Raw genomic sequence first — 23,022 nt, 5'->3', positions numbered from 1 at the left:
ATAACAATGATAAACAGATTGCCATGACTAAATTGGCTCATTGGTACAGAAAAATTGAAGAATCTGGCTTTAAAAACTTCAACATCCTCCTCAATACCATAACTTTTAATTACCAATCAATTTTAAACTTTTTTGACAATCGAAGTACAAATGCATCGGCAGAATCTTTTAACGCCAAGATAAAAGCATTTAGAAGTCAATTTAGAGGTGTAAGAAAGATAGATTTCTTCTTATTCAGATTATCCAACCTTTTTGCGTAATCCCCAACTTTTGAACTTGATCCAAAACAAGTGTGAATTAATTATCAGGAATTCGTTGTGAATTAATTATCAGGAATTCGTTGTGAATTAAAACCAAAAAAACCGCTTCTTTCGAAGCGGTTTTTGTACCCGGAGCCGGAGTCGAACCGGCACGGTTTCCCACAGGTGTTTGAGACCAGCGCGTCTACCAATTCCGCCATCCGGGCTTAGCAGACATGAAATAACGACAGTTATCTCAACGCAATAAAAGATGTGATTGTGTTTAAATCAACCATCAATTCCTTTAACACGGTGCAAATGTAAAAAATAATATTAAATGTTCAACTAAAAATACTTAATTTTTTCCTTTCAGAGTTGAATAAATTTTATAAATTTGCACCTCGGTAAAATGAAACACACTAACTAACTACAAAACAACAAATTAATGTCACACCTAGAACCTGAAGCTAAAATTTTTGCTTGTTCACAAAGTGTCTATCTTGCAGAAAAAATTGCTGAGAAATACGGAATTCCGTTAGGAAAAGTTACCATGTCTAAATATAGCGATGGTGAATTTCAACCTTCTTACGAAGAGTCCATCAGAGGATTACGCGTTTTTATCGTTTGCTCCACTTTTCCGAATGCAGATAATTTGATGGAATTGTTATTAATGATTGACGCTGCAAAACGTGCTTCAGCAAGACACATTACCGCAGTAATTCCTTACTTTGGTTGGGCAAGACAAGATAGAAAAGACAAGCCAAGAGTTCCGATAGGAGCAAAATTGACAGCAAAATTGTTAGAAAGCGCTGGAGCAACAAGAATCATGACTATGGATTTGCATGCTGATCAAATTCAAGGATTCTTTGAAAAACCGGTAGACCATCTTTTTGCATCAACCATATTTTTGCCTTACGTTAAAAGTTTAGGCTTAGATAATTTGACAATCGCATCTCCAGACATGGGAGGTTCAAAAAGAGCGTATGCGTATTCTAAGTTTTTAGAATCGGATGTAGTGATTTGTTACAAACAAAGAAAAATTGCCAATATCATCGACACGATGGAATTAATTGGCGAGGTTAAAGGTAGAAATGTAATCTTAGTAGACGACATGATTGATACCGGAGGCACTTTGGCGAAAGCCGCAGATTTAATGATCGAAAAAGGAGCATTGAGCGTAAGAGCGATTTGTACCCACGCTATTTTATCTGGTGACGCTTACGAAAAAATAGAAAATTCTAAATTATTAGAATTAATAGTTACCGATTCTATTCCTCTAAAGAAAGAATCAAACAAAATAAGAGTGTTGAGTTGTGCACCACTTTTTGCTGAAGTTATGCACATGGTGCACCACAACAATTCCATTAGTGGAAAGTTCATAATGTAAGACATAAGTCGTAAAGTCAAATGTCTTAAAGTTATAAAGTCATGCCGATAGTCAAAAGCTAAAAGCCAAACAAGTAATATTATTTAATAACTATATTTTTTTTACAATGAAATCGATTACAATTAAAGGATCAGAAAGAGAAAGCGTGGGTAAAGTAGCAACTAAAGCCCTACGTAATGCTGGATTGGTTCCTTGCGTATTATACGGAGGAAATCAGGCAGTTCATTTCTCAGCAGAAGTTATGGCTTTCAAAAACTTGGTTTACACTCCAAACGCTCACACAGTTGAGATCGATCTTGGAAAAGGAAAATCATTTAACGCGATTTTACAAGACATTCAGGTTCACCCGGTGTCTGACAAGATTTTACATATTGACTTCTTTCAATTATTTGATGACAAAGAAATCACTATGGAAGTTCCTGTAAAAATCGTTGGTAACTCTAAAGGAGTTATGGCTGGTGGAGATTTACGTTTGAACACTCGTAAATTAAAAGTAAAAGCTTTACCGAAAAATCTTCCAGATTTTATCGAAGCTGACATTACTCCACTTGACATGGGTAACAAGTTATACGTTACTAAAGTGGCTTCTCCAAACTACAAAATCATGCACCCAGACAACACAGTTATTTGTCAAGTGAAGATTTCTCGTGCGGCTATGAAAGCGGCTCAAGAAGCAGCAAAAGCAGCAAAAGCTCCTGCAAAAGGAAAGAAAAAATAATATTTTTTCAATCATTCAAGAAAGCGTCAGTTACACAACTGGCGCTTTTTTTATGCATAGAAGCGAAAGATTAGGCATTCTACAAAATAGGTTTCCCGCTGTCATTCCAATCTTTTTTGAGTCGAAAAAAAATCGCCTCAAAAAAGGATTTTCCCTTCCATCGGGGCTAATTGGGTTTTACAGTTTTGTTCTTGAGATTATCGCAAGATTGGCAAAAAAACCACCCCGCCTTCCAGGCACCCCTCCAGAGGAGGGGAATACGCGCGACTTCCCCTCCTCTGGAGGGGTGCCTAACGGGCGGGGTGGCCTCTGCGCTACCCGCAAAACATTTTCCAACACACAAGTTTCCTTAATTAACAGATTAAGTCTATTTTTACAGCATGATAAAATGTCCCGACAGCTTATCGGGATTAAACATTTGAACAACAAAAACAGAAGACAATACGGATTGTATGAAGAAATTTTTAATAGTTGGACTCGGCAACATTGGCGCCGAATATGTAAACACACGTCACAACATCGGTTTTAAAATAGTTGATTTCTTGGCCCGAAAAGAAGGAGTCAACTTCGAAACCGTAAAACTGGGTTCGCTTGCCGAATATAAATTCAAAGGAAGAACCTTCTTACTGCTAAAACCAAATACCTATATGAATTTGAGCGGTAAAGCGGTACAATACTGGATGGATAAGGAAAATATCCCTTTGGAAAACATTCTGGTAATTACCGATGATTTGAATCTTTCTTTTGGAACCATCCGCATCAAACCAAAAGGCAGTGATGGCGGACACAACGGACTCAAAAACATCAATCTTATCCTGAATACGCAAAACTACACCCGGTTTCGTTTTGGCATAAGCGACGAATTCAAAAAAGGAAAACAAGTGGATTATGTTCTTGGAGACTGGGATGATGCTGAAAAAGCAGCACTTCCGGAACGACTGGAGTTGGCTTCCGAGATTATAAAATCATTTGGAACCGCAGGTTTAGAAAACACCATGACCGCATTTAATGGAAAATAAAACTGCAACATTCTTAGCCGTTAACAAATAGATTTTGAATTAACTTGTATTAGACGATAATAATAATTAATTTTAATGCATATTAATTGACCTAAAAATTGACAAACTTACAATATGAAAAAAATTACTTTTATTTTCTTACTATCCCTTTTTTTTTCAGTCAATTGTTCGTTTGCCCAAGTAAACAATACAACTGAGGTTATACTTTTTGGTAAAAAGCAAATCATTAAAAAAGGCTCTTTCATTCGATGCGCAACCACAGAATACGAAGAATATTTGAAGTCCAAAAATCCAAATAGATTATCTACAACCGAATTTGAACAATGGATAGCGCCAAAAATTACAATTGAAAAACAAAAAATAAAAAACACATCTAAAGGATTAAAACAAACTGCGATCATAACAATTCCTGTTGTAGTGCATATTATCCATAATGGGGACATCATAGGAGTTGATGAAAACATATTTGATCAACAAGTGACCTCCCAAATACAGGTACTGAATGAAGATTTTAGAAGAAAAATGAACACTCCAGGTTTTAATACTAATCCCGTCGGAGCCGATGTTGAAATTGAATTCGCTCTTGCAAAACGTGATCCTTACGGAGTTTTATCAAATGGAATAAACCGAGTAAACTTAGGACAGGAAAGCTGGTCAACTGACGGAATTAATAGTACTGTAAGACCTCAAACGCAATGGGATCCTGAAAAATATCTTAACATTTGGGTCGTCAAATTCACAACTAACGAACTTTTGGGATATGCACAATTTCCAAGTGCATCCGGCTTGCCAGGAATAAACGCAGATGAAGGCCCAGCTAATACTGATGGTGTAGTGATTGGTTATGCCTTTTTTGGTTCATCAAGCTACTTTCCCGGAGGGACATATGTAACAGATTACGACAAAGGAAGAACAACCTCACATGAAGTGGGACATTGGCTCGGATTAAGACATATCTGGGGAGATGGAGGGTGTGACGTAGATGATTTTTGCGAAGATACGCCTAATGCGGGGCATAAAAATGAAGGATGTCCAACAGGTGTTGATTCCTGCCCGACATCTCCAGGGTTAGATATGGTTGAAAATTACATGGACTATACTAATGATGCCTGCATGAACATATTTACAGCGAATCAAAAAACGCGTATGATAACCGTTATGAATAATTCAATTCGAAGAGTTTCATTAAAAACTTCTGATGCACTTGATCCTGGAGTAACTTTCGTCAATGACGCTACAGTGATGGTTGTAAATCTAAACATTGTTTCCTGCAGTAAAAACTTCACCCCTGTTATCAGAATTGTAAATAAAGGAAGCTCCGCATTGACGCAGGCTTCTATTAATTATGGCATTGACAATCAAAATTTACAAACTTATAATTGGACAGGTAATCTGGCTAATAATGAATCGCAAGACATTACTTTAAATAGTTTAACTACAACCGGAGGGAATCATAATTTCAGCAGTACAATAACCGGTACGAATGGAACAACGGATCAAAACATCTCTAACAATACCAGCACGGCGAATTTTGACATTACAAAAAACTACTCGTCTAATACAGTAAACTTCTCACTACAACTAGACCGCTTCGGCACAGAAACTACGTGGAAACTAACAAACACTGCAGGAACCATATTGCATGAAGGCGGACCTTATACTGATACCGTGGAGACCGCACCACTTCCCGACCCAATAAATAGCAGTTTTGATCTTGACAGTAATGATTGCTATACATTTACTATTTTAGACACTCAGGACGATGGAATCTGTTGTGATTATGGAAACGGATCTTACACCTTAAAAACACCTACAGGTGAAATTATCGCTTCTGGCGGGACTTTTGGAGGAACAGAATCAAAAGATTTCAGCATCAATTTACTATCAACCCATGAAGTCAAAAACTTAAATTCGGTTTATCTTTACCCAAATCCCACATCAAATATATTGAATATCGTTGTTGAAAATAAATCAGAGACTCCAGACACTTACAGCGTTATCAACAGTTCGGGTCAAATTATAAAATCTAAAAAAATCAAATCAGAAGATGATCTTCATATAAACGTCTCAAATTTAACACAAGGTATTTATTTTTTAAAATTATCGAAAAATAAATCCGAAACGACCACCATTCGATTTATTAAGAAATAAAAAATTATAAAATCAACTAAAAAAGGATTGAAGTTTTCAATCCTTTTTTAGTTATATCAATTGGATACCTTAAATTTGCACTTTCATAAAACACTTGCTTTGAAGATTTTTCATTCTATAAACGATTTTAGCTCCACAAAAAAAACGATTCTAACCTTAGGAACCTTTGACGGAGTACATATTGGTCATAAAAAAATTCTAAAAAAAATAACCAAAAATACGGAGAGCGAGAAATACGAAAGTTTAGTCCTTACTTTTTTCCCGCATCCCAGAATGGTGTTACAAGAACACTCTGATATAAAATTGCTCAACACCATAGATGAAAAAATCGAATTGCTCGAAAAAATCGGCATTGAAAACCTTGTCATCCATCCTTTTGACGAAGCGTTTTCGAGATTAACTGCCGAAGAATTTGTGAGTACCATTCTTGTTGATCGATTTCATATCCAAAAAATAATTATTGGTCACGACCATCGATTTGGAAGAAATCGAACAGCTAACATTGACGATCTTATCGCTTTTGGTAAAGAATATGATTTTGAAGTGGAACAAATATCAGTTCAGGAAATTAATGACATTTCCGTGAGCTCTACCAAAATCAGAAACGCCCTATTACAAGGAGATATGGCTTTGGCCAACAATTATTTAGGATACGATTACTTCCTAACCGGAATTATTGTCAAAGGAAAACAGTTAGGACGAACCATTGGTTTTCCAACGGCCAACTTAAAAATCGAAGAAAACTACAAACTGATTCCGCAAAACGGAGTTTATATTGTAAAAAGCATAATTAAGGGACAAGCCGTTTTTGGAATGATGAACATTGGATTCAATCCTACTGTTGGCGGACAAAATCAGTCTATTGAAATTCATTATTTTGATTTTAATGCTGATTTATACAATCAAAAAATCAGTGTTTCAATACTTCAGAGGATTCGTTCAGAACAGAAATTTGAATCTGTCGACCTCCTAAAAGAACAACTTGAGAAAGACAAAAAAACGGCACTCAGCTACTTGAATAAATTTTAATTCGGAACCAAAATCTTTTATATTTTTCATAAAACATTGCTATTTTTTCTGTAAATTTGATTGTAATATACCTTTTTTCTCATAAAGGTGTGATTTTTAAATTTTAAAACTAGCCGTATGAAACTACCGAAAGAATTATTAAACGGATTTATTATTTTCATTGGAATTGGACTTTATTTCTTATTAATGGAGGCTTTAGGTCTTGCCGATTTATATTATTTACGTCTGCTTAACGTACTGTTTGTGTTTTATGGGACCCAAAAAACTTTAAAATCAAATTTTGCCGAAGGTAAAATTATCTTGGTTTCTAATGCTGTTTCAGCATTGATCACATCACTCACAGGAATATTCTTAAGCACCATTGGACTGATAATTTATAGCTTTTCAAAAGGAGGTGATGCCTATGTAGGCTCATTGTCTAAAACCTTTTTATTTGGCGGAGACCCATCCGTGATGACCTATTCCATTTCCATATTATTTGAAGGAATCGTATCGGCCGTAATTGTTACATTCATGCTAATGTTATATTGGGACACCCGCTACGTTTCAGACAAACATCAAAATTGATCAAATCCATTTTACTTATAAGACCTTTCAAGAAGAAATGATTTATTCTGTTAAAACAGAACATAGAATAACTATTTCATCGAAAATACCTTCAAAATTATGTCCCGAAAAACGATAAATGAGATAATTAAAAAGTAATATATTTTTCGTACTGCAGCATTAGATTTCAAAAAAGAATATTGTTTTTCACTTCAAACATCTATTCTATTGCGTAGTGAAACTTGTTTTTTAATTATTAAAAAGGAATCTTATGAAACTACCGAAAGAATTATTAAACGGCGGAATTATTTTCATTGGAATTGGAGTGTATTTTTTACTCATGAATGTACTCGGCTATTCTAATTTATTTCATTTGCGTCTTTTGAACGTGTTTTTTGTTTTTTATGGCGTCAACAGAACAATCGAAATGAATCTCAATGAAGGTAAAAAAAACTTTGTTAACAATACCATCTCAGCAATGATTACTTCATTAATAGGAGTGTTTTTAAGTATCACAGGATTAGTGGCTTACAGCTACATGAACGGAGGAGATTCCTATGTAAAATCCTTGCCAAAGACTTTTTATTTGGCGGAAACCCATCAGTAAACACCTATTCCATCAGCTTGCTTTTTGAAGGAATAGCCTCTTCAGTAATTGTTACCATGTTACTGATGCTATATTGGAACAACCGTCATATAACTGATTAACTTAGCTATTGCATTGCTTCTTTAGAACAATTTAACTACTTTTGATCCATCAAAAAATCGCATCGATGAGTATTACAAAACACAATTGGACGAAAGACGAAATTATCGCAATATATAATAAACCTATGATGGATTTGCTTTTTGAAGCAGCTTCTATCCATAGAGAACACCATGATCCAAACGTGGTGCAGGTTTCAACCCTATTATCTATAAAAACTGGTGGATGTCCTGAGGATTGTGGCTATTGCCCACAAGCAGCCCGTTACCATACTGAAATTGAAGGCAATGATTTAATGTCAGTAAGCCAAGTAAAAGCACAAGCTTTACGCGCAAAATCAAGCGGATCCTCTCGTGTATGTATGGGAGCAGCTTGGAGAAACGTAAAAGATGGTCCTGAATTTGACCAAGTACTTGAAATGGTTCGTACCATAAACAAATTGGATATGGAAGTGTGCTGCACCCTTGGAATGATCACTGAAAACCAGGCACACCGGTTGGCAGAAGCAGGTTTATACGCATACAACCACAATTTAGACACCTCCGAAGAATATTATAAAGAAGTGATTTCAACACGCGGATTTGAAGACCGTTTGCAAACCATAAAGAATGTTCGTAAAACGAATGTTACTGTTTGTAGTGGCGGAATAATTGGGATGGGAGAAAGCATCGAAGACAGAGCAGGAATGCTTGTAGCACTTTCTACATTGAACCCACAACCAGAATCAGTACCCATAAATGCATTGGTTGCTGTTGAAGGAACCCCGATGGAAGAAGAAAAACCGGTAGAAATCTGGGAAATGATTCGAATGGTAGCCACTACCAGAATCATCATGCCGGAAACTCAAGTACGTTTATCAGCCGGAAGAATGAATATGAGCCGTGAAGGTCAAGCCATGTGTTTCTTTGCCGGTGCCAATTCTATTTTTGCTGGAGATAAACTGCTTACTACACCAAATCCTGATGTAAATGAAGACATGAAAATGTTCGAAATGTTAGGTTTAAATCCGCAAAAACCATTTACAAAGGTTTCCCAACCACAAACCGTTGAGGCTGAAGATTCTCAATTTGCACCATTAGGTGAAAAACCAAAATGGTCAAGACCAGGACATACCATTGACAGAAATCTTGAAGCATCTGGTAAAGAAAAATAACTATCTTTTCAGATTAACATACAAACCATCTGTTCAAACCAGATGGTTTTTTTATGCATTTACTTTAATAAACAATCTTTCTCACAACTGAACGACCATTTTGAAAAACTATATTAATCAATACTACTTGATGATTTGAAACCAAATTAAGTACCGAAAAATTAACATCGTTTATACTACTTCTTTTGTACATTTTTCTTCCTGACAAATCATATATGGTAACCTCATCAATCAATTCTTCAGTAGAATTTATTTGTAATTGTTTGTTTTTATGGAATACTGAAACTGATTCTTTTTCTTTTTGAAATTTATTCGCAGACAAAGTTCTATTAGCGTACCGCAATACAAATCTGTCATTGAAAGTCCCTATTTTAGTGGTAAAACTATAGGCCCCATCTTTCAGATTATGAATCACTTTAATCTCTTTGTCTTCAATAAAAACAGCTTGATCCACTAGCAATCCGTCAACGGCATCAATATTTATTGTAAAAACACCTTCAATAGCGGTACTGAAACCCAATGGCACGGTATCGGTTTCTTCAAAAGGCAGCGACCTCCCCTGAATTACTAAATTTTTATCTTGATTGACACTATAAAAATCAACGTATTCATTTCCGTCAAAACTTTCCCCATCAAAAGGACTATCATGCCCATTGGTAGCACCTGTTACATAACCAAGCAAGGTTTGCTTGAAAGCGCCACGGTCGTTCGACAAATTTAACCAAATGCGATGTTTTTCGATTACATTGACAGATTTTACTTTAGTGTTGCCTATTTTAAAAAATTGGGAATTATCTCCTGTTATGGCCCCAACACCCACTCGCATACTGTTATTAAACACAACTGTGGTAGAAAGAGGTGCAACTTTACTCGACACAAAGAATCCTTGCCCAGATGCAATTTTACCCGACGGTTTTTCACCACCACTTGGAGCTGCAACTGTTTCTACTCCGCCAACCCCATTATAAGAAGCATAATCATCGGAAGTATATTCATTGTCAGCAATAGCCGTATTGTGTGTCCAGAAATAAATGGTTCCATCCAGAACTCCTGCATTATCAGTCAGAAATTTATCTGCATCTAAAGCAGAAGGATATGGATTTCCTAAAAGATACGATTTATCCGGATTGACACCCGTAAGAGAGTGCCCTCCATTATTTGGAACACCTGCAAAAACGGCTGAAAAAGGGATTGCAGTAACTGGGTCATAATCTTGAGGTGCACGAATAAGAAATCCTTGACCAACAGTCATTGTTGTCGCTGATGATTCCTGTGCCCAATCATCTGTATCGGGATCAAAAGAATAAAACTTATCCCCTAGTGTGCTTGGAGAAACCTCACCTAAAGTATATCCCGCTGCTGGGGATGACCAATACGTATAATCGAATTTCCTAATCGGCTTGGTTGTTCGTTTATAAATTATATCCCCTGTGTTTACCGCAGCGTCATTTATTTGCACTAAGCTGGCATTGTTTTCAAATGTCAATGATCCTCCAGAAACAGTTACCGCATTCGTAATCGTCATTGTTTTACCCATCGAAATAATAACCGCTCCTGATTGTACTTTACAAGAACAACCCGACAAATCTACATTTTCGTTATAATCGCCATTAAATTCAATACTTTGATTGATGGTTGGCGTGCCATTTGTCCAAGTACCGACACCCCCAATAACATTCCATTTATTAGTCACAACAGGATTTATAACCACATTTGCCGAGGGCGAAGAAATACATGCCCCTAAAGTAGCTGTTATGGTGTAATTCCCTGTGGGTGCGATTATTGTAGCTCCTGATTGGCTAACTCCTGTATTTGGACTCACCGTATAAATATAAGAAGCATTATAGTTGGTTATGGTAAAACTTCCTGTTGCCACAGTACAATTGGGTTGCGTTACTGTCGCCTCAGGAGTTAGTAACAAAGGAAGAAAAGTCAGTTTTCGAGTTCTGGAATCGCTACTCACATTACAATCGGCACCCGATGAATCAAACGTGATATAAACTCTGTATTCTGCCGATTCAGCTGGCGTACCATTAGTAATATTTAACGTGGCAGTTGTAGCACCCGAAAAATGAGCCCCATCAACTACAGTATTCCACACCCCCGAAGTAACGGAACTCTTCCATTGGTACGAAACAACGTTTGATGGATAAGAAGTCAAAACCGTATAAGAATAATTAGTACCATTACAAAGCGTTACATCCATTACCGATTGGGATGGCGTTAGGGATAGCGATGTTATATTAGTTATTTCATTTACTGAAAGTGTAGCGACACTAGAAGCAACACTACAAGTACCATTTGAAACAACAACTTGGTATTGTGTGCCATTAGGAGACAATGATCCACCAACATTCTGAAGTCGGATTTCTCCTGTTGAAGGATATGTCACGTTCGCCTCTACGGGAATCGCAATAAAGCCAGCATCTACAGGTCTTTTACGCTGCCAAGTATAGGTCAGCCCAGTTCCCCCTGCAACCACTTTAAAACTGACAATACTTCCCTCACAATCTAACTGATTTATGGGTTGAGTTGTGATGGCTGGAAACGCATTGACTGTCACAGTAGCATTAGCAACAATAATTAAATTATCAGAAGCTCTTTTCATTGACACACTGTAAACACCTCCAGTAACGGGAATTGTTGTAGCTGTGAAAGTATAATTTGAACTACTACTATATGAAGTAGCTGCAAGTCCTGGGCCAGACCAAGAATAAGTAAATGTCCCGTTTGGTGGTGGAGTTGCATATAGATTTATAGAATTTCCAGCACAAACTGGAGAATTTGATGTAGCACGCCCCGTTCCTCCTAAAGCGATTAAATCATCAAATCCCAATAAACCTGCACCACCTTGACATGTTGCTAATAATACGCCGCCTATATATACCCTATCATTCCCTGTACAACCTCCGCCATTACCTCCACTAGGATTTAAAGTCCCTCCATTAATAAATACAATCGAAGAACCTTCAGAAAGATACAACCGTTTATTGGCAGTTGAAAAATCTAGAGTAGCATTATTAACAATTAGCTGAATAACACCACAAGCAGTAAGATTTAAATCATTGTCCATTATCAAAGAGATGGGATTTGTTCCGTTTCCAATATTTATAATCCCACCACATGAACTTAATGCACCGCTTCCACATGTTAAAGCGCTCGCATTTGTTGTAGTTGTGATTGTACACTGTGCTCCCACATTTCCAGAAAAAGCAAACAACAAAAACACAACAGCAAAAATAGTAGACTTTGGTAAAAGTATTTTCATATCTCGTTACGTATTATTCTTTAAAAAAACCTATATTTCATTGTAAAACAAGGCTCTAAAGCAAAAAAAGTAAACTAAAACAGAAGAATAAAATTAAGTCGATTAAGTACGTTTTTATCTGTTATATTGCTCATTTAGATACGTTTGTAAATTATACATTTAGAAACCGAGACGCCAAACTATAAATAGAAAAAATCCCAACTTGATTGAACAAGATGGGATTTTTTAGATTTCATTTTAATTCGTTTTAATAGATAATTTTCCTCGAGACCGTTTGACCGTTTTGTAAAACCACTTTTACAACTAAAGCTTGTTCACTTGAAGCTAAATTAGGTATTATATGCTCGTTATTTCCGATGCTTATCTTCTTATAGATTTGTTTCCCCAGTAGGTCAAAAATTAAAACTTTATCAATTGTTTCCTTTGGAGAATCAACTTTTATCTGACTATTTTTAACAGAAATCATAATTTGAGTATCCGCTGTTTCAAAATCCCCTGTTCCTAAAGTTTTATCTTTATAGTGCAGAACAAAACGATCGTTAAAAGTTCCCGCCACCGTTGAAAAACTATACGCTCCCAGTTTCAGATTTTTAATACTGTTCGTAATTTTATCCTCAATAAAAACATTCTTATTCGACAGTAAACCATCTACGGTATCAATACCTATTGAAAAAATACCAGCTATCGTAGAACTATACCCCAAAAGCACTTCGTCATTTTCATCAAAAGGCAAAGCTCTCCCCTGTATTGTTAAGCTTTTATCCTCATTAACACTATAAAAATCTACAAACTCATTTCCATCAAAACTCTGTCCATCAAAAGCATTATCATATCCATTAGTCGCATTTGTAACATAACCAACCAAAGTTTGCTTAAAAGCGCCCTGGTCATTGGTTAGATTAAGCCAAATACGATGTTTTTCAATACCGTTTGTCGTTTTAGAACTTTTATTTACTTTAAAAAACTGAGAATTATTTACTCCCAATGCTCCGCCAGAAACACGCATACTATTGTTGAAACTAGCATTACCCGCAGCTATACCTGTTGCAAAAAACGCTTGTCCTGCGGCAATTTTACCGCTTGGTTTATTGTCATTTGGATTTCCTGGTGTTGGATCACTAATCGCTTCTGCAGTTCCAGTTCCTCCAGTAAGATTATAAGAAGCATAATCATCTGATGAATAGGCATAAATTCCCGAACCTGGATTAGAAATGTTTCCTGCTAAATCAATATTTGTATTGTGTGTCCAAAAATAAAGAGTCCCATCTAAAATGAGATTATTAGCTGCTAAAAATAAGTCTGCATCTAAAGCCGAAGGATATGGATTCCCTATAAGATTCGAAGTCTCAGATCCTGTAAATGGAATTGCAATAGAAATACCTCCATTATTCGGAGTACCTTTGAAAGAAGCTTCATAAAGACCCGGCGGCATAGGCGCACCATAATTTTGGGGACCTCGAATGATATAACCTATTCCTTTTACCATCACAGTTGCTGGATTCTCTTGTTTCCAATCATCTGCATCTGCATCAAAAGAAAAATACTTATCCGAAAGTGTATTAGGAGAAACATCATACAAGGTTTGGAGCGAAACCGGAGAAGACCAATAGATATAATCAAATTTATCAATTGAAGTTGTTTGACGTTTATAAGTTATATTTCCTGAATTAGTTACATCATTAGTTTGCACTAAGCTGGCATTGTTCTCAAAGATTAATGTTCCTGTACCTAATACATCGAGTCCATTCTCTAATTTTAAGGTGTCTCCAGAACCAATTGTTACTGTAACTCCAGAATTTACCTGACAGGAACAGGCTGCTAGGCTACCACTGCCTGAATAATTATTGGCGAAAATTACTTTTTTAGAACTATCAGGAACACTAGACCATGTTCCGGTATAAGTTGCAATAGACGCCGAAACAGTTATCACATTCGAATTTACACTCGTACCACAAGTATTAAGGGCACGCAATCTTACATAATACGTTGCTCCTGGCGTTAATCCTGTAACATTATCCGAAACAACATTACCCAATAATTTATCTTGATATCCAGTTACAAAACTTGTAAAACCAGCATCCGTAGCCACATCCAATCTATACCCTGTAGCATTCGAAATAGCTGTCCAATTTACAGTAAAAGCTGTATCTGTACATAAAATTATAAATGTTGGTAATGTTGGAGCTACTGGGGTTGAAGACACAGTAACTGTTACTGGACTTGATGTTACAGCTGGTGTACAAGTACCACTTACTATTACATCATAACTGCCTGCATTGGCTACAAGCGGGCTAGTTAATGTAAGTGTAGCCGTTCCTTGTCCACTTATAACTCCTCCATCTACAACTGGTACGCTATCTTTTCTCCAAGAATAAGCTAATCCTGATCCTGTAGCAACTACTGTCATAGTTTGTATTCCACTTCCGGAGCAAGTTGCTGCTGGAGCTACTGGCTGTGTTGTAATTGCTGGTACTGTATTTATTGCGTTTACGGTCCAAGAACCACTTTGGGTACATCCCTTTAAAGAAGTTGTCAAATTATAAGTTCTAGGTGACAAACCTGTTAAGTTTTTAGTACTTGAAGTAAAACCAGCTGGTGTTGATGTCCAACTATACACATAAGGATCTGTCCAGACTGGAGAACTATTGAACGTCCCCGATGGCGCCACACTACCTACACTTGATACTGTTGTACCTGCTCCTTCATTAAAATTATAGCCTGCTAATAAGCCCGTTTGTGATGCGTCATAAACAATAAATCCAGAAGCCATGTTAGTAATTTCTGTAGGAGAAAGCGCTTTACTCCAAAATCCCAATTTAAAAACTTCGCCCGTTAACCCAACACCACCAACATCCATTACACCCCAACCAATTTTTGTAGTATAAGCACTAGACCCATAATTTGCTGTAAATGAACCACCACTTGCCACTTGAACACCATCCAGATAGAATAAGAGATTAGTTCCGTTTGCCACAACTGCGATGTGATGCCATGCATTATCCGAAGGATATAACGTTAAAGGCAAATCCACAGTTCCTCCTCCAGCAGTCCAACATCTTAAGTTATTACTTTCAAAGCCAAATTCAACCACATCGTTTTGACCAAACAAAGACATTCTATCAACATACTTAGTTTTATCAAATTTTATCCAGGCTTCTGCGGTAAAAGCACTTCTGTTAGAAAGCAAAGTAGTTCCAAAATCGATATAGTCATTATCGGCATTCAAAAATGTTAAAGAAGCCGGACTTAAAGGAGAATTTGTAATCGTAATGGCACCAGTAGTATCCGAAGGGCAAGTTACGGCTGTAGTCGTAGCAGTAGGAACAGGAGGTGTGCTCCAAGTATTTACCTGAACATTTCCGCTCATCGTAGCTGTACATCCTCCAGTATTTCTTGTTGCTAAAACAGTATAAGTACCCGTAGTATTGAAAATGCCAAAACTTATTGCACTCCCAGTAGCTCCTGCAATAGCAGAACCAACTGCAACACTACCTCTTAATAACTGATAACTAACTCCTGTTTCAGAATTCGCTAACCCTATTGGAGAGCCTGCGAGTGTACTGCAGAAACTCCCTCCTGCTCCTGTCATTGCATAAACAATTGGTAATGTACAAGGAGTCCAAGTATAAACCTGACCACTTTGTGGTTTAGTAGAAATATTGGTTGTAAAAGTTGAGGATTGGGCTGTTGGCGAAGCTGTTGAATTGTTTAATGTTAAGTATTTATCATTAGCATCATAAATACCTATAGAGGCAGACCCATTGTTTACTACTGATGCTCCTTGATTGTAAACATATTCAATCACATTTGTGGTCTCATACAACCATACTTGAAATGAAATGACATCCGCATTTGAATTATAATCCCATTCTTGTTGAGACCATTCTACTTTAAAAATTCTGTTAGGCGCTGTACCTGTAACAATATATCTCGGTATTACTCTATTTTGCAAATCATCCCACAAAGAGAACAAGAAAGGTTTTTGACCCGCAGCATTTGCTAATGAATTTAAAAATTGAGTGCCTGGAGCGCCAAAAGAAATAAAACCATTGCTAGACACTTTTATTTGCGTATAAGCTGTTGCCGCAAAAGTAAAAGAAAATGGCAAAGTTATGGCTGAAGATATTGCATCATCATCGTTTGTTCCCAATGATGTATCTGTGCCTGACAATGCATTATAGCTTCTTGTTGACGCGGAAAAACTATAAGTATCAGCACCTTGACCATAAGACAGTATGGGTAATAAAATAAATAAAGAAACTGAAAGTAAAATTTGTTTCATAAAGTGTGGCATTTGATAATTTAGCATTTAAAAAGAGGAAAAATCGTCAGTTTTAAAAGAGTTAGTTATTTTATAAGTTTAAATTTGTCTGTTTTTCTTGAAACAATTTATTAAAAAAATATTCTTTTGTTTTGTCTAATCTGCTGATTTACCACTTGTTTTACACGCAAATCGCGTGCGAAAATAAACATTATAAATTACTTTTGACGAAAATGAAAACAAATTTCATGAATATTGTTATTTACTGGTTAAGCCCGAGTTAAACACTGGGGCTCTGTGGTCAATTAGCGATCATAAAACCCCAAACATTAACCATAGATCACTAAAATCTGAAACCAATGTTCTATTTTTGCTTTTGAATAAGTGCCTTGACATGCTTTTCAAAAAATTACCTTATGAAAGAAGTTTTTTCCATAAAAGAAGCCACTAATAAGATCGAACATTTTTGCGCGTATCAGGAACGCTGTCATGAAGAAGTAGTTTCAAAATTACGGAGCATGAAAATGGAATCAGGAGAAATTGATGCCATTATTGTACATCTTATTGGTTCCAATTTTCTAAATGAAAGCCGTTTTGCCTGTAGTTTCGCAAGAGGAAAACACCGCATAAAGTTTTGGGGGAAAATAAGAATTGTAAATGAATTAAAATTTCGAAAAATTACTCAATACAATATTAATCTGGCACTCAAAGAAATCACACTCGAAGAATATACCGCAACATTTGATACGCTAGCCGAAAGAAATTGGGAAACCATCAAAGAAACCAACGAGCAAAAAAAACGAAAAAAATTTTGTGATTACTTATTACGCAAAGGGTATGAAAGTAATTTGGTTTATGAAAAACTTAAAGAATTTAAGACTTAAAGTACTTCAAACAAACTCTGATTTTCATCAAAAACCTTTTATATTTTTATACCGATAACAAAACACTTACCGCATTCCCTCCAAAACCAACGGCGTTAATCAGTACTTTTCTAATAGGTTTTGTTTGTATTTGTGCTTCCGCAAAAGGAACTCCGATAAACCTATTGTGTTGCATCATCAAAATAGCGAGTTCCATACTCAATATTCCCGATGCGCCAAAAGTGTGGCCTATTTTCCATTTATTGGTAGTCAAAAGCGGAAGTGATGCCCCAAAAATTTTCTCGACAGCTCTATATTCCGTCAAATCACCTTTTATGGTTCCCGGAGCATGCATCACAATAACATCCACTTCGGATAAATCGGTATTTTGCAACGCCATTTTCATTGATTTCTGAAAACAAGTCGCTTCCGCAGAAATAGAAATGTTATGTTCCAGAATTTCTGTAGCATATCCAATTCCTTCTATAAAAGCCAATGCATTTTCTTTTTTACCAATTTCGAGGCAACAAACTCCGGCGCCTTCACCAAGAACCATGGTGTTTTGTTTTTTGTCTAAATCAAGTGCACGATTCGGCCATTCGGCAAGCTCAGGCTGACAGTCTTTGTTATTCGAATAAATTTTTAAAGCGCGCATTTGGGCAATCGTAAAATCAGTTAATGGCGCTTCACTTCCACCAACTAAAAACTTATCCGCCATTCCCGCACGAAGCCAAGCCACTCCGTTTAATACCGCATGCAAAGCCGTAGAACACGTTATGGAATGTGAAATTTCAGGACCTGAACTCTGCAAATCATGGGCAACCCAAGAAGAAATATTTCCCAAAGTCGTCGTTGGAGAAGCCAGAGTTTGCGCTTTACCTGTTTCTAAATAGTCCTGATAATGTTTTTCGAATAAATCTGTTGCACCTCGAGACGAACCAATGTTAATTCCAAAAATATCTTTTGGAGTCCAACCCGCATTTTGCATTGCTTTTCGGGAAGCCACCATAGCATACAAAACCGATTTGTCTAAGGATTTATATTTGTTATCTGACTCTCGCAAGGCCTCAACAACGTCATCTAAATTAGTGTCCAGCTTAGCAACGTATGTTTTTTTATGGTCTAAATCATGCTCCGTAAAACAATGATTTTCATTGAGATAATTTTCCCAAATAGACTCAGGTGTATTTCCTAAAGGCGAAATGGAAGCAATGGCTGTTATAGAGATTGTTTGTTGTTGCAAGTGGATAATTTTTTATTTTGTTTCACGAAGATTTACAAAGAAAGCTCGAAGATGCGCTACGTTTTACTATTGTTAAAGAAAATTTTTAATCCTATTTCTTTGTGAATCTTTGTGTAATCACTTTGGAGGCAAAATTAAACTATTTCTAAAGCATTTTCGACAACTTGATATACTTTTTGTAATTGCTCATCGGTAATAATATATGGAGGCAGAATGTACACAATATTTCCTACTGGACGCAGAATTACTCCGTTTTCGATAAAAAATTCATAGAGTTTATTGCGCAATGTTCCATAGTAACTGGCAGAACTTTCGGTTTTTATTTCTAATGCAAAAATAACACCCAGCACTCGTGTTGTGACTACTTTTGGATGATTTTTAACACGCTTCTGAAAATCCAAATGACTTTGATTGACACGGACTATATTCGCTTGCATTTCATTGGTTTGCAATAACTCTAAACTGGCCAAAGCCGCCGCACAGCCCGTTGGATTTGCTGTAAAAGTATGTCCGTGAAACAAGGCTTTATTGATATCATCGTTATAAAAAGCGTCAAATATGTCTTGTGTAAAAGTGGTAATCGCCATGGGAATAGTTCCTCCGGTCAACGCTTTGGACAAACACATCATATCTGGTTTTTCTACCAGATAATCCGTTGCAAAAGTTTTACCCGTTTTTCCAAAACCGGTCATCACTTCATCTGCAATAGTAAGGACATTATTCTCTTGACAAATTCGCATCAATATATCTAACGATTCCGACTCATACATCACCATTCCTGCGGCCCCTTGAACCAATGGTTCAAAAATAAAACCAGCGCAGTTATTATCTTTTATTACTTTACTCAGCGCATCGTAACTTTCCTGCTCCAGTCCTTTAACCGGAACCGGAATCCGAACCACATCAATGAACATCCCTTGAAAAGCTTGGGTGTAAAAAGAAATTCCGCTCGCTGCCATAGCCGCAAAAGTATCTCCGTGAAAAGCATTTTCGAAAGCGATTATTGTCGTTTTCTTTTCTCCTTTATTGAAAAAATACTGCAAAGCGACTTTAATCGCGACTTCAACAGCCGTAGAACCATTATCAGAAAAGAATATTTTTTGTTGGTTTTTTGGTAAAATTCCCATCAACTTCTCTGCTACCAAAATAGCAGGTTCATGTGTAAATCCACCAAACAATACATGCTCTAATGTTGTGAGTTGTTTGTAAATGGCATCGGCAATAAATTTATTGGAATGTCCGTAAGGATTGACCCACCACGAGGCGATTGCATCAATATATTCTCTGTTATTTTCGTCCCAAAGCAGTGCATCTTTCCCTTTTTTAATAGCAATTGGTAACGCTGCGGTTTTGTGTTGTGTATACGGATGCCAAAGATATTGACTGTCTCTTTCAGTTAAGTTCATTTTAATTTTAGATTAACGATTGCTGATTTCAGATTTTTTGAAATTGATTTTTGAAATTGCTATTGCAATTGCAAAAGATCTTCTCGAAACAAATCGGCATATTCTTTTATTACATTTTGATCAAAATAAGGTTCTTGCACGATTCTTCCAATGCATTTCAAACCTGTTTTATTCAAAATAATTAATTCCGTTGATTTGTTTTCTTCACCTGAAAAAACAATTCCTCCAATAGTAATTTTTCGATTCTGCAAAGCTTCAACCGTCAATAAGGTATGATTAATACTTCCCAAATAATGGCGGGAAACTACGATCACTTTATAATCCGGTTGAATCAAATCAATCACACAATCATTCGCGTTTAACGGAACAAAAACACCTCCCGCACCTTCAACGACCAAATGATTCTCTGTTTTAGGTTCGATAATTTTATTTAAATCAATAGTAATACCGTCCAATTCAGCAGCGAGATGTGGACTTGCAGCAATATTCAAAGCATAACTATTGGAATGAACTACCGTCTTTTCATTAGATAAAAAACATTTGATTTTATGACTATCCGAATTTTCTAAATCGCCGGCTTGGATGGGTTTCCAGTAATCAGCTTCCAAAGCTTCTGTTATAATGGCTGATGCAATGGTTTTACCTACATCGGTTCCAATTCCTGTGATGAATAGTTTCATAAATTGATTTTAACCGCAAAGTTCGCAAAGTATTCACAAAGTTCACTATGATTGTAAAACAAAAAAACAACCCGAAAGTTGCTTTTTTATTTATTCTTCTTTTAGTTCATCTAATACTTTCCTGATTTCTTTGGCATACTTTCCATAAAAATGATGTATCCACCATTCGAGAGCTAACCCCATAAATAAAATTGAAAATATAATAATTGAAAATGTAGTTGCCAAAAAGGGAGTGCTGCTAAGTCCTTTAGTAACAAAATCTGGCGTTTCATAATACATGAATCCCAATAAAAACAATATAAGAAACGGGATTAAAGCAAATCCGAAGGTTTTATACAATTCCATATTCAGCCGAATGTCAAAATAGGTTTCATATAAACTGTCCTTAGTACTTAATGTGGTTTTGCCCAATCTTCTGTAAAACAAATATAATTTTACCAAATAATAAATACAAACCGCCACAAACATGGAAAACAGCAAATAAAATGGCACAAATGCATTGGCAGGAATGCTATAGAAAAAAGGAACAAATCCGATGAGTATAATAGAAACTATTTGATAGAAAAATTCATTTCTCAAATTCTTTTTGATTTTTTCCAAAGGCATATTAGCCGAATTTATTTTGTCTAAATTGGTTGGAAGCACGACATCCTCTGATTTGTCATTGTTCCATGCTGATTGTATATCGTTAAAATCCATATCCTTGTTTTTCTATAATTTCTTTTAATTTATTTTTTGTCCTATTTAATTTCACTCTTGCATTGCCTTCGGAAATCCCCATATTGTCTCCAATTTCTTTATGTGAATAGCCTTCCAGGTGGTAAAAGACAAGTGCTTTTTCGATTTTCTCCAATTTATTTATAGCACGATAGAAATGGTCGAGTTGTGATTCTTTTATTTCCGAATCACCCAACTCGTCTTTAATATCGTCTGAAGAGAGTGCGTGATTATCGACTTTTCGTTTCTCCTTTTTAAAGAAAACAATTGCCGTATTGACCGCCACACGATACATCCAGGTAGAGAATTGACTTTCGCATCTAAAAGTGTCATACGATTTCCAGAGTTGACAGACTATTTCCTGAAACAGATCCTGTTGATCGTCCCGATTGTCCATATACATCTTGGAAACTTTGTACAAAATCCCTTTATGTTTCTCAATTCACGCTAAAAATTCTTGTTCTTTTACCTTCAAAATACAATTAGTTCAATACAGGTTTTACAGTATAGCCAGCTTTTTTCAACAAATTAATTACTCCCAATTCTCCACCTAAATGGGCAGCGCCAACAGCAAAGAAAACGCTTTCTTTTTGCATCATTCCAGGTATTTGCTGAACCCAATTTGCATTTCTTTCATCAAGTAAGTATTTTTTTGCTTTTGCATTCATTACTTTTTCATCAGCATTGCTTTTATACATGGCATCGATGTCTTCATTTTTATAATCTATTACTAATTGTGCCGTTTCCTCTTTAGTTGAATATTGAAGCATATCAATCAATTCTGAATTTGAAAATGCTTTATCTATTGACTCTAATTGAGACTTAAACGTTTCAAAACCTGAGATTCCGATATTTTTTTTGGTCGCCATCTCCATAAAAATACTTTCGTATTGTTTCAAATCATCACATCCAAAACTTCTAACCGAAATTAAACTCATTACCGTCATCATGCTAAAAGCATCCACTTGTTTTGCTGTTACTTTTGCATTTTTTATTAATATTTCGTCTAATTTAGTTAATTCTTCTGAACTTAAAGTTGCGCTTAGAGGCTTTTTGCCCATTGCCATTTGTTCGGCATATTTTACTTCGTTTGGGTCTGACAAATTCACCTCTAAAACTAATTTATCCGACGTTTCAAATGCTTTTTTTGTTTTTTCAGAAAGAAAATAATCTCCTGAACAAATCATATGAATGGTTCCGTACACATAAGATGGTTTTGATAATCCTTTTCCTGATACTTCCCACAAAAGAGAATTTTCTAGTTTTGGAGATTTTTTTTGCGCTTGAGTTGTTACACTAAAAACAATTGCGATTACTGCTACTAATGATTTGACTAGATTTTTCATTTTGTTGGTTGATTAAGTTGATGATTATTTTGATGATTATTTTGATGATTGAAACTTCTTGTTATTGGTTATTGTATTGTTCTCTTTTTAAAGAAGCGAAAGTCGCTATAAGCAAACAACCGATAATAATAAAAAGATGAGGATACGGTTTACCATATTCATAATGGTTTACCAAAGAATAGGTTACTTGTACTGACGTTAAAAAAAGTAGTACATCACAGATGATTTTTTTCGCTGAAGTTGTTTTCGTTTTCATAATGGTTTTGTTTATTTGATTACGACTCGTAAGT

Annotated in this window: 20 protein-coding genes and 1 tRNA gene; 10 read left to right on the top strand and 11 right to left on the bottom strand. The window is 36.0% G+C overall.

The genetic code is table 11. The annotated features are described in order from the left end of the window. A partial coding sequence (locus ACNQGX_RS16370; protein WP_417978031.1) for a transposase occupies positions 1-260 on the top strand: 260 nt, incomplete at its 5' end. A gap of 37 nt (positions 261-297) precedes the next feature. Here the strand turns inward: ACNQGX_RS16370 and ACNQGX_RS16365 are convergent. Both ACNQGX_RS16365 and ACNQGX_RS16360 read right to left on the bottom strand, forming a co-directional pair. Further along, complete coding sequence (locus tag ACNQGX_RS16365; RefSeq protein WP_417978029.1) at positions 298-423, bottom strand: hypothetical protein; 126 nt, start codon at positions 421-423, stop codon at positions 298-300. Next, positions 387-466, bottom strand: a tRNA-Leu gene (locus tag ACNQGX_RS16360). The genes ACNQGX_RS16365 and ACNQGX_RS16360 overlap by 37 nt, the downstream gene beginning before the upstream one ends. Positions 467-684: 218 nt before the next feature. On the opposite strand from ACNQGX_RS16360, the gene ACNQGX_RS16355 reads away from it, so the two are divergent. The 8 genes from ACNQGX_RS16355 (at position 685) to bioB (ending at position 8,948) form a co-directional block, all read left to right on the top strand. Beyond that, the gene (locus ACNQGX_RS16355; RefSeq protein ID WP_417978027.1) at positions 685-1,626 is read left to right on the top strand and encodes a ribose-phosphate pyrophosphokinase; all 942 of its coding nucleotides are present in this window, start codon (positions 685-687) and stop codon (positions 1,624-1,626) included. Between the two features lie 106 nt (positions 1,627-1,732). Next, positions 1,733-2,344, top strand: coding sequence for a 50S ribosomal protein L25/general stress protein Ctc (locus ACNQGX_RS16350; protein WP_417978025.1), 612 nt, complete (start codon positions 1,733-1,735; stop codon positions 2,342-2,344). Positions 2,345-2,796: 452 nt separating this feature from the next. Next, a complete protein-coding gene (gene pth, locus ACNQGX_RS16345) occupies positions 2,797-3,363 on the top strand; it encodes an aminoacyl-tRNA hydrolase (protein ID WP_417978023.1) in 567 nt (188 codons plus the stop codon). 114 nt (positions 3,364-3,477) lie between these two features. Next, positions 3,478-5,514: a T9SS type A sorting domain-containing protein gene (locus ACNQGX_RS16340; RefSeq protein WP_417978021.1), complete on the top strand. Its 2,037-nt coding sequence runs from the start codon at positions 3,478-3,480 to the stop codon at positions 5,512-5,514. Positions 5,515-5,613: 99 nt separating this feature from the next. Continuing rightward, on the top strand, positions 5,614-6,543 hold the full coding sequence (locus ACNQGX_RS16335) for a bifunctional riboflavin kinase/FAD synthetase (protein ID WP_417978020.1): 930 nt from the start codon (positions 5,614-5,616) through the stop codon (positions 6,541-6,543). Between the two features lie 117 nt (positions 6,544-6,660). Next, positions 6,661-7,110: a hypothetical protein gene (locus tag ACNQGX_RS16330; RefSeq protein WP_131991085.1), complete on the top strand. Its 450-nt coding sequence runs from the start codon at positions 6,661-6,663 to the stop codon at positions 7,108-7,110. Between the two features lie 250 nt (positions 7,111-7,360). Further along, positions 7,361-7,696: a hypothetical protein gene (locus ACNQGX_RS16325; RefSeq protein ID WP_417978018.1), complete on the top strand. Its 336-nt coding sequence runs from the start codon at positions 7,361-7,363 to the stop codon at positions 7,694-7,696. Positions 7,697-7,862: 166 nt separating this feature from the next. After that, positions 7,863-8,948 carry a biotin synthase BioB gene (gene bioB, locus ACNQGX_RS16320; protein ID WP_417978016.1) on the top strand — a complete coding sequence of 362 codons (1,086 nt, stop codon included), beginning with the start codon at positions 7,863-7,865 and terminating at the stop codon, positions 8,946-8,948. A gap of 64 nt (positions 8,949-9,012) precedes the next feature. Here bioB and ACNQGX_RS16315 read toward each other — a convergent pair whose 3' ends face one another. Together ACNQGX_RS16315 and ACNQGX_RS16310 are read right to left on the bottom strand one after the other, a co-directional pair. Next, complete coding sequence (locus tag ACNQGX_RS16315; RefSeq protein WP_417978014.1) at positions 9,013-12,216, bottom strand: T9SS sorting signal type C domain-containing protein; 3,204 nt, start codon at positions 12,214-12,216, stop codon at positions 9,013-9,015. Between the two features lie 247 nt (positions 12,217-12,463). Next, the gene (locus ACNQGX_RS16310; protein WP_417978012.1) at positions 12,464-16,498 is read right to left on the bottom strand and encodes a LamG-like jellyroll fold domain-containing protein; all 4,035 of its coding nucleotides are present in this window, start codon (positions 16,496-16,498) and stop codon (positions 12,464-12,466) included. A gap of 395 nt (positions 16,499-16,893) precedes the next feature. On the opposite strand from ACNQGX_RS16310, the gene ACNQGX_RS16305 reads away from it, so the two are divergent. Continuing rightward, entirely contained in the window at positions 16,894-17,361 is a 468-nt protein-coding gene (locus ACNQGX_RS16305; RefSeq protein ID WP_417978010.1) for a regulatory protein RecX, read from the top strand. Between the two features lie 46 nt (positions 17,362-17,407). On the opposite strand, the gene ACNQGX_RS16300 is transcribed toward ACNQGX_RS16305, so the two are convergent. From ACNQGX_RS16300 to ACNQGX_RS16270, 7 genes are all read right to left on the bottom strand, one after another. After that, positions 17,408-18,583, bottom strand: coding sequence for a beta-ketoacyl synthase N-terminal-like domain-containing protein (locus tag ACNQGX_RS16300; protein WP_417978008.1), 1,176 nt, complete (start codon positions 18,581-18,583; stop codon positions 17,408-17,410). Positions 18,584-18,717: 134 nt separating this feature from the next. Then, positions 18,718-19,989 (bottom strand): adenosylmethionine--8-amino-7-oxononanoate transaminase, encoded by a 1,272-nt coding sequence (gene bioA, locus ACNQGX_RS16295; protein WP_417978006.1) that lies wholly within the window; start codon positions 19,987-19,989, stop codon positions 18,718-18,720. A gap of 59 nt (positions 19,990-20,048) precedes the next feature. After that, a complete protein-coding gene (gene bioD, locus ACNQGX_RS16290) occupies positions 20,049-20,669 on the bottom strand; it encodes a dethiobiotin synthase (RefSeq protein ID WP_417978004.1) in 621 nt (206 codons plus the stop codon). A gap of 90 nt (positions 20,670-20,759) precedes the next feature. Beyond that, on the bottom strand, positions 20,760-21,368 hold the full coding sequence (locus ACNQGX_RS16285) for a hypothetical protein (protein ID WP_417978002.1): 609 nt from the start codon (positions 21,366-21,368) through the stop codon (positions 20,760-20,762). Beyond that, positions 21,358-21,789 carry an RNA polymerase sigma factor gene (locus ACNQGX_RS16280; RefSeq protein WP_417978001.1) on the bottom strand — a complete coding sequence of 144 codons (432 nt, stop codon included), beginning with the start codon at positions 21,787-21,789 and terminating at the stop codon, positions 21,358-21,360. Before ACNQGX_RS16280 ends, ACNQGX_RS16285 begins: the two co-directional genes overlap by 11 nt. A gap of 79 nt (positions 21,790-21,868) precedes the next feature. Further along, on the bottom strand, positions 21,869-22,732 hold the full coding sequence (locus tag ACNQGX_RS16275) for a TraB/GumN family protein (protein ID WP_417977999.1): 864 nt from the start codon (positions 22,730-22,732) through the stop codon (positions 21,869-21,871). Positions 22,733-22,793: 61 nt separating this feature from the next. After that, on the bottom strand, positions 22,794-22,988 hold the full coding sequence (locus tag ACNQGX_RS16270) for a hypothetical protein (RefSeq protein ID WP_417977997.1): 195 nt from the start codon (positions 22,986-22,988) through the stop codon (positions 22,794-22,796). Positions 22,989-23,022: the final 34 nt, after the last annotated feature.

Origin of the sequence: Flavobacterium glycogeni (genome assembly GCF_048286775.1) — a bacterium.
Classification (GTDB): domain Bacteria; phylum Bacteroidota; class Bacteroidia; order Flavobacteriales; family Flavobacteriaceae; genus Flavobacterium.
This window is presented reverse-complemented; position numbering and strand designations above follow the sequence as displayed.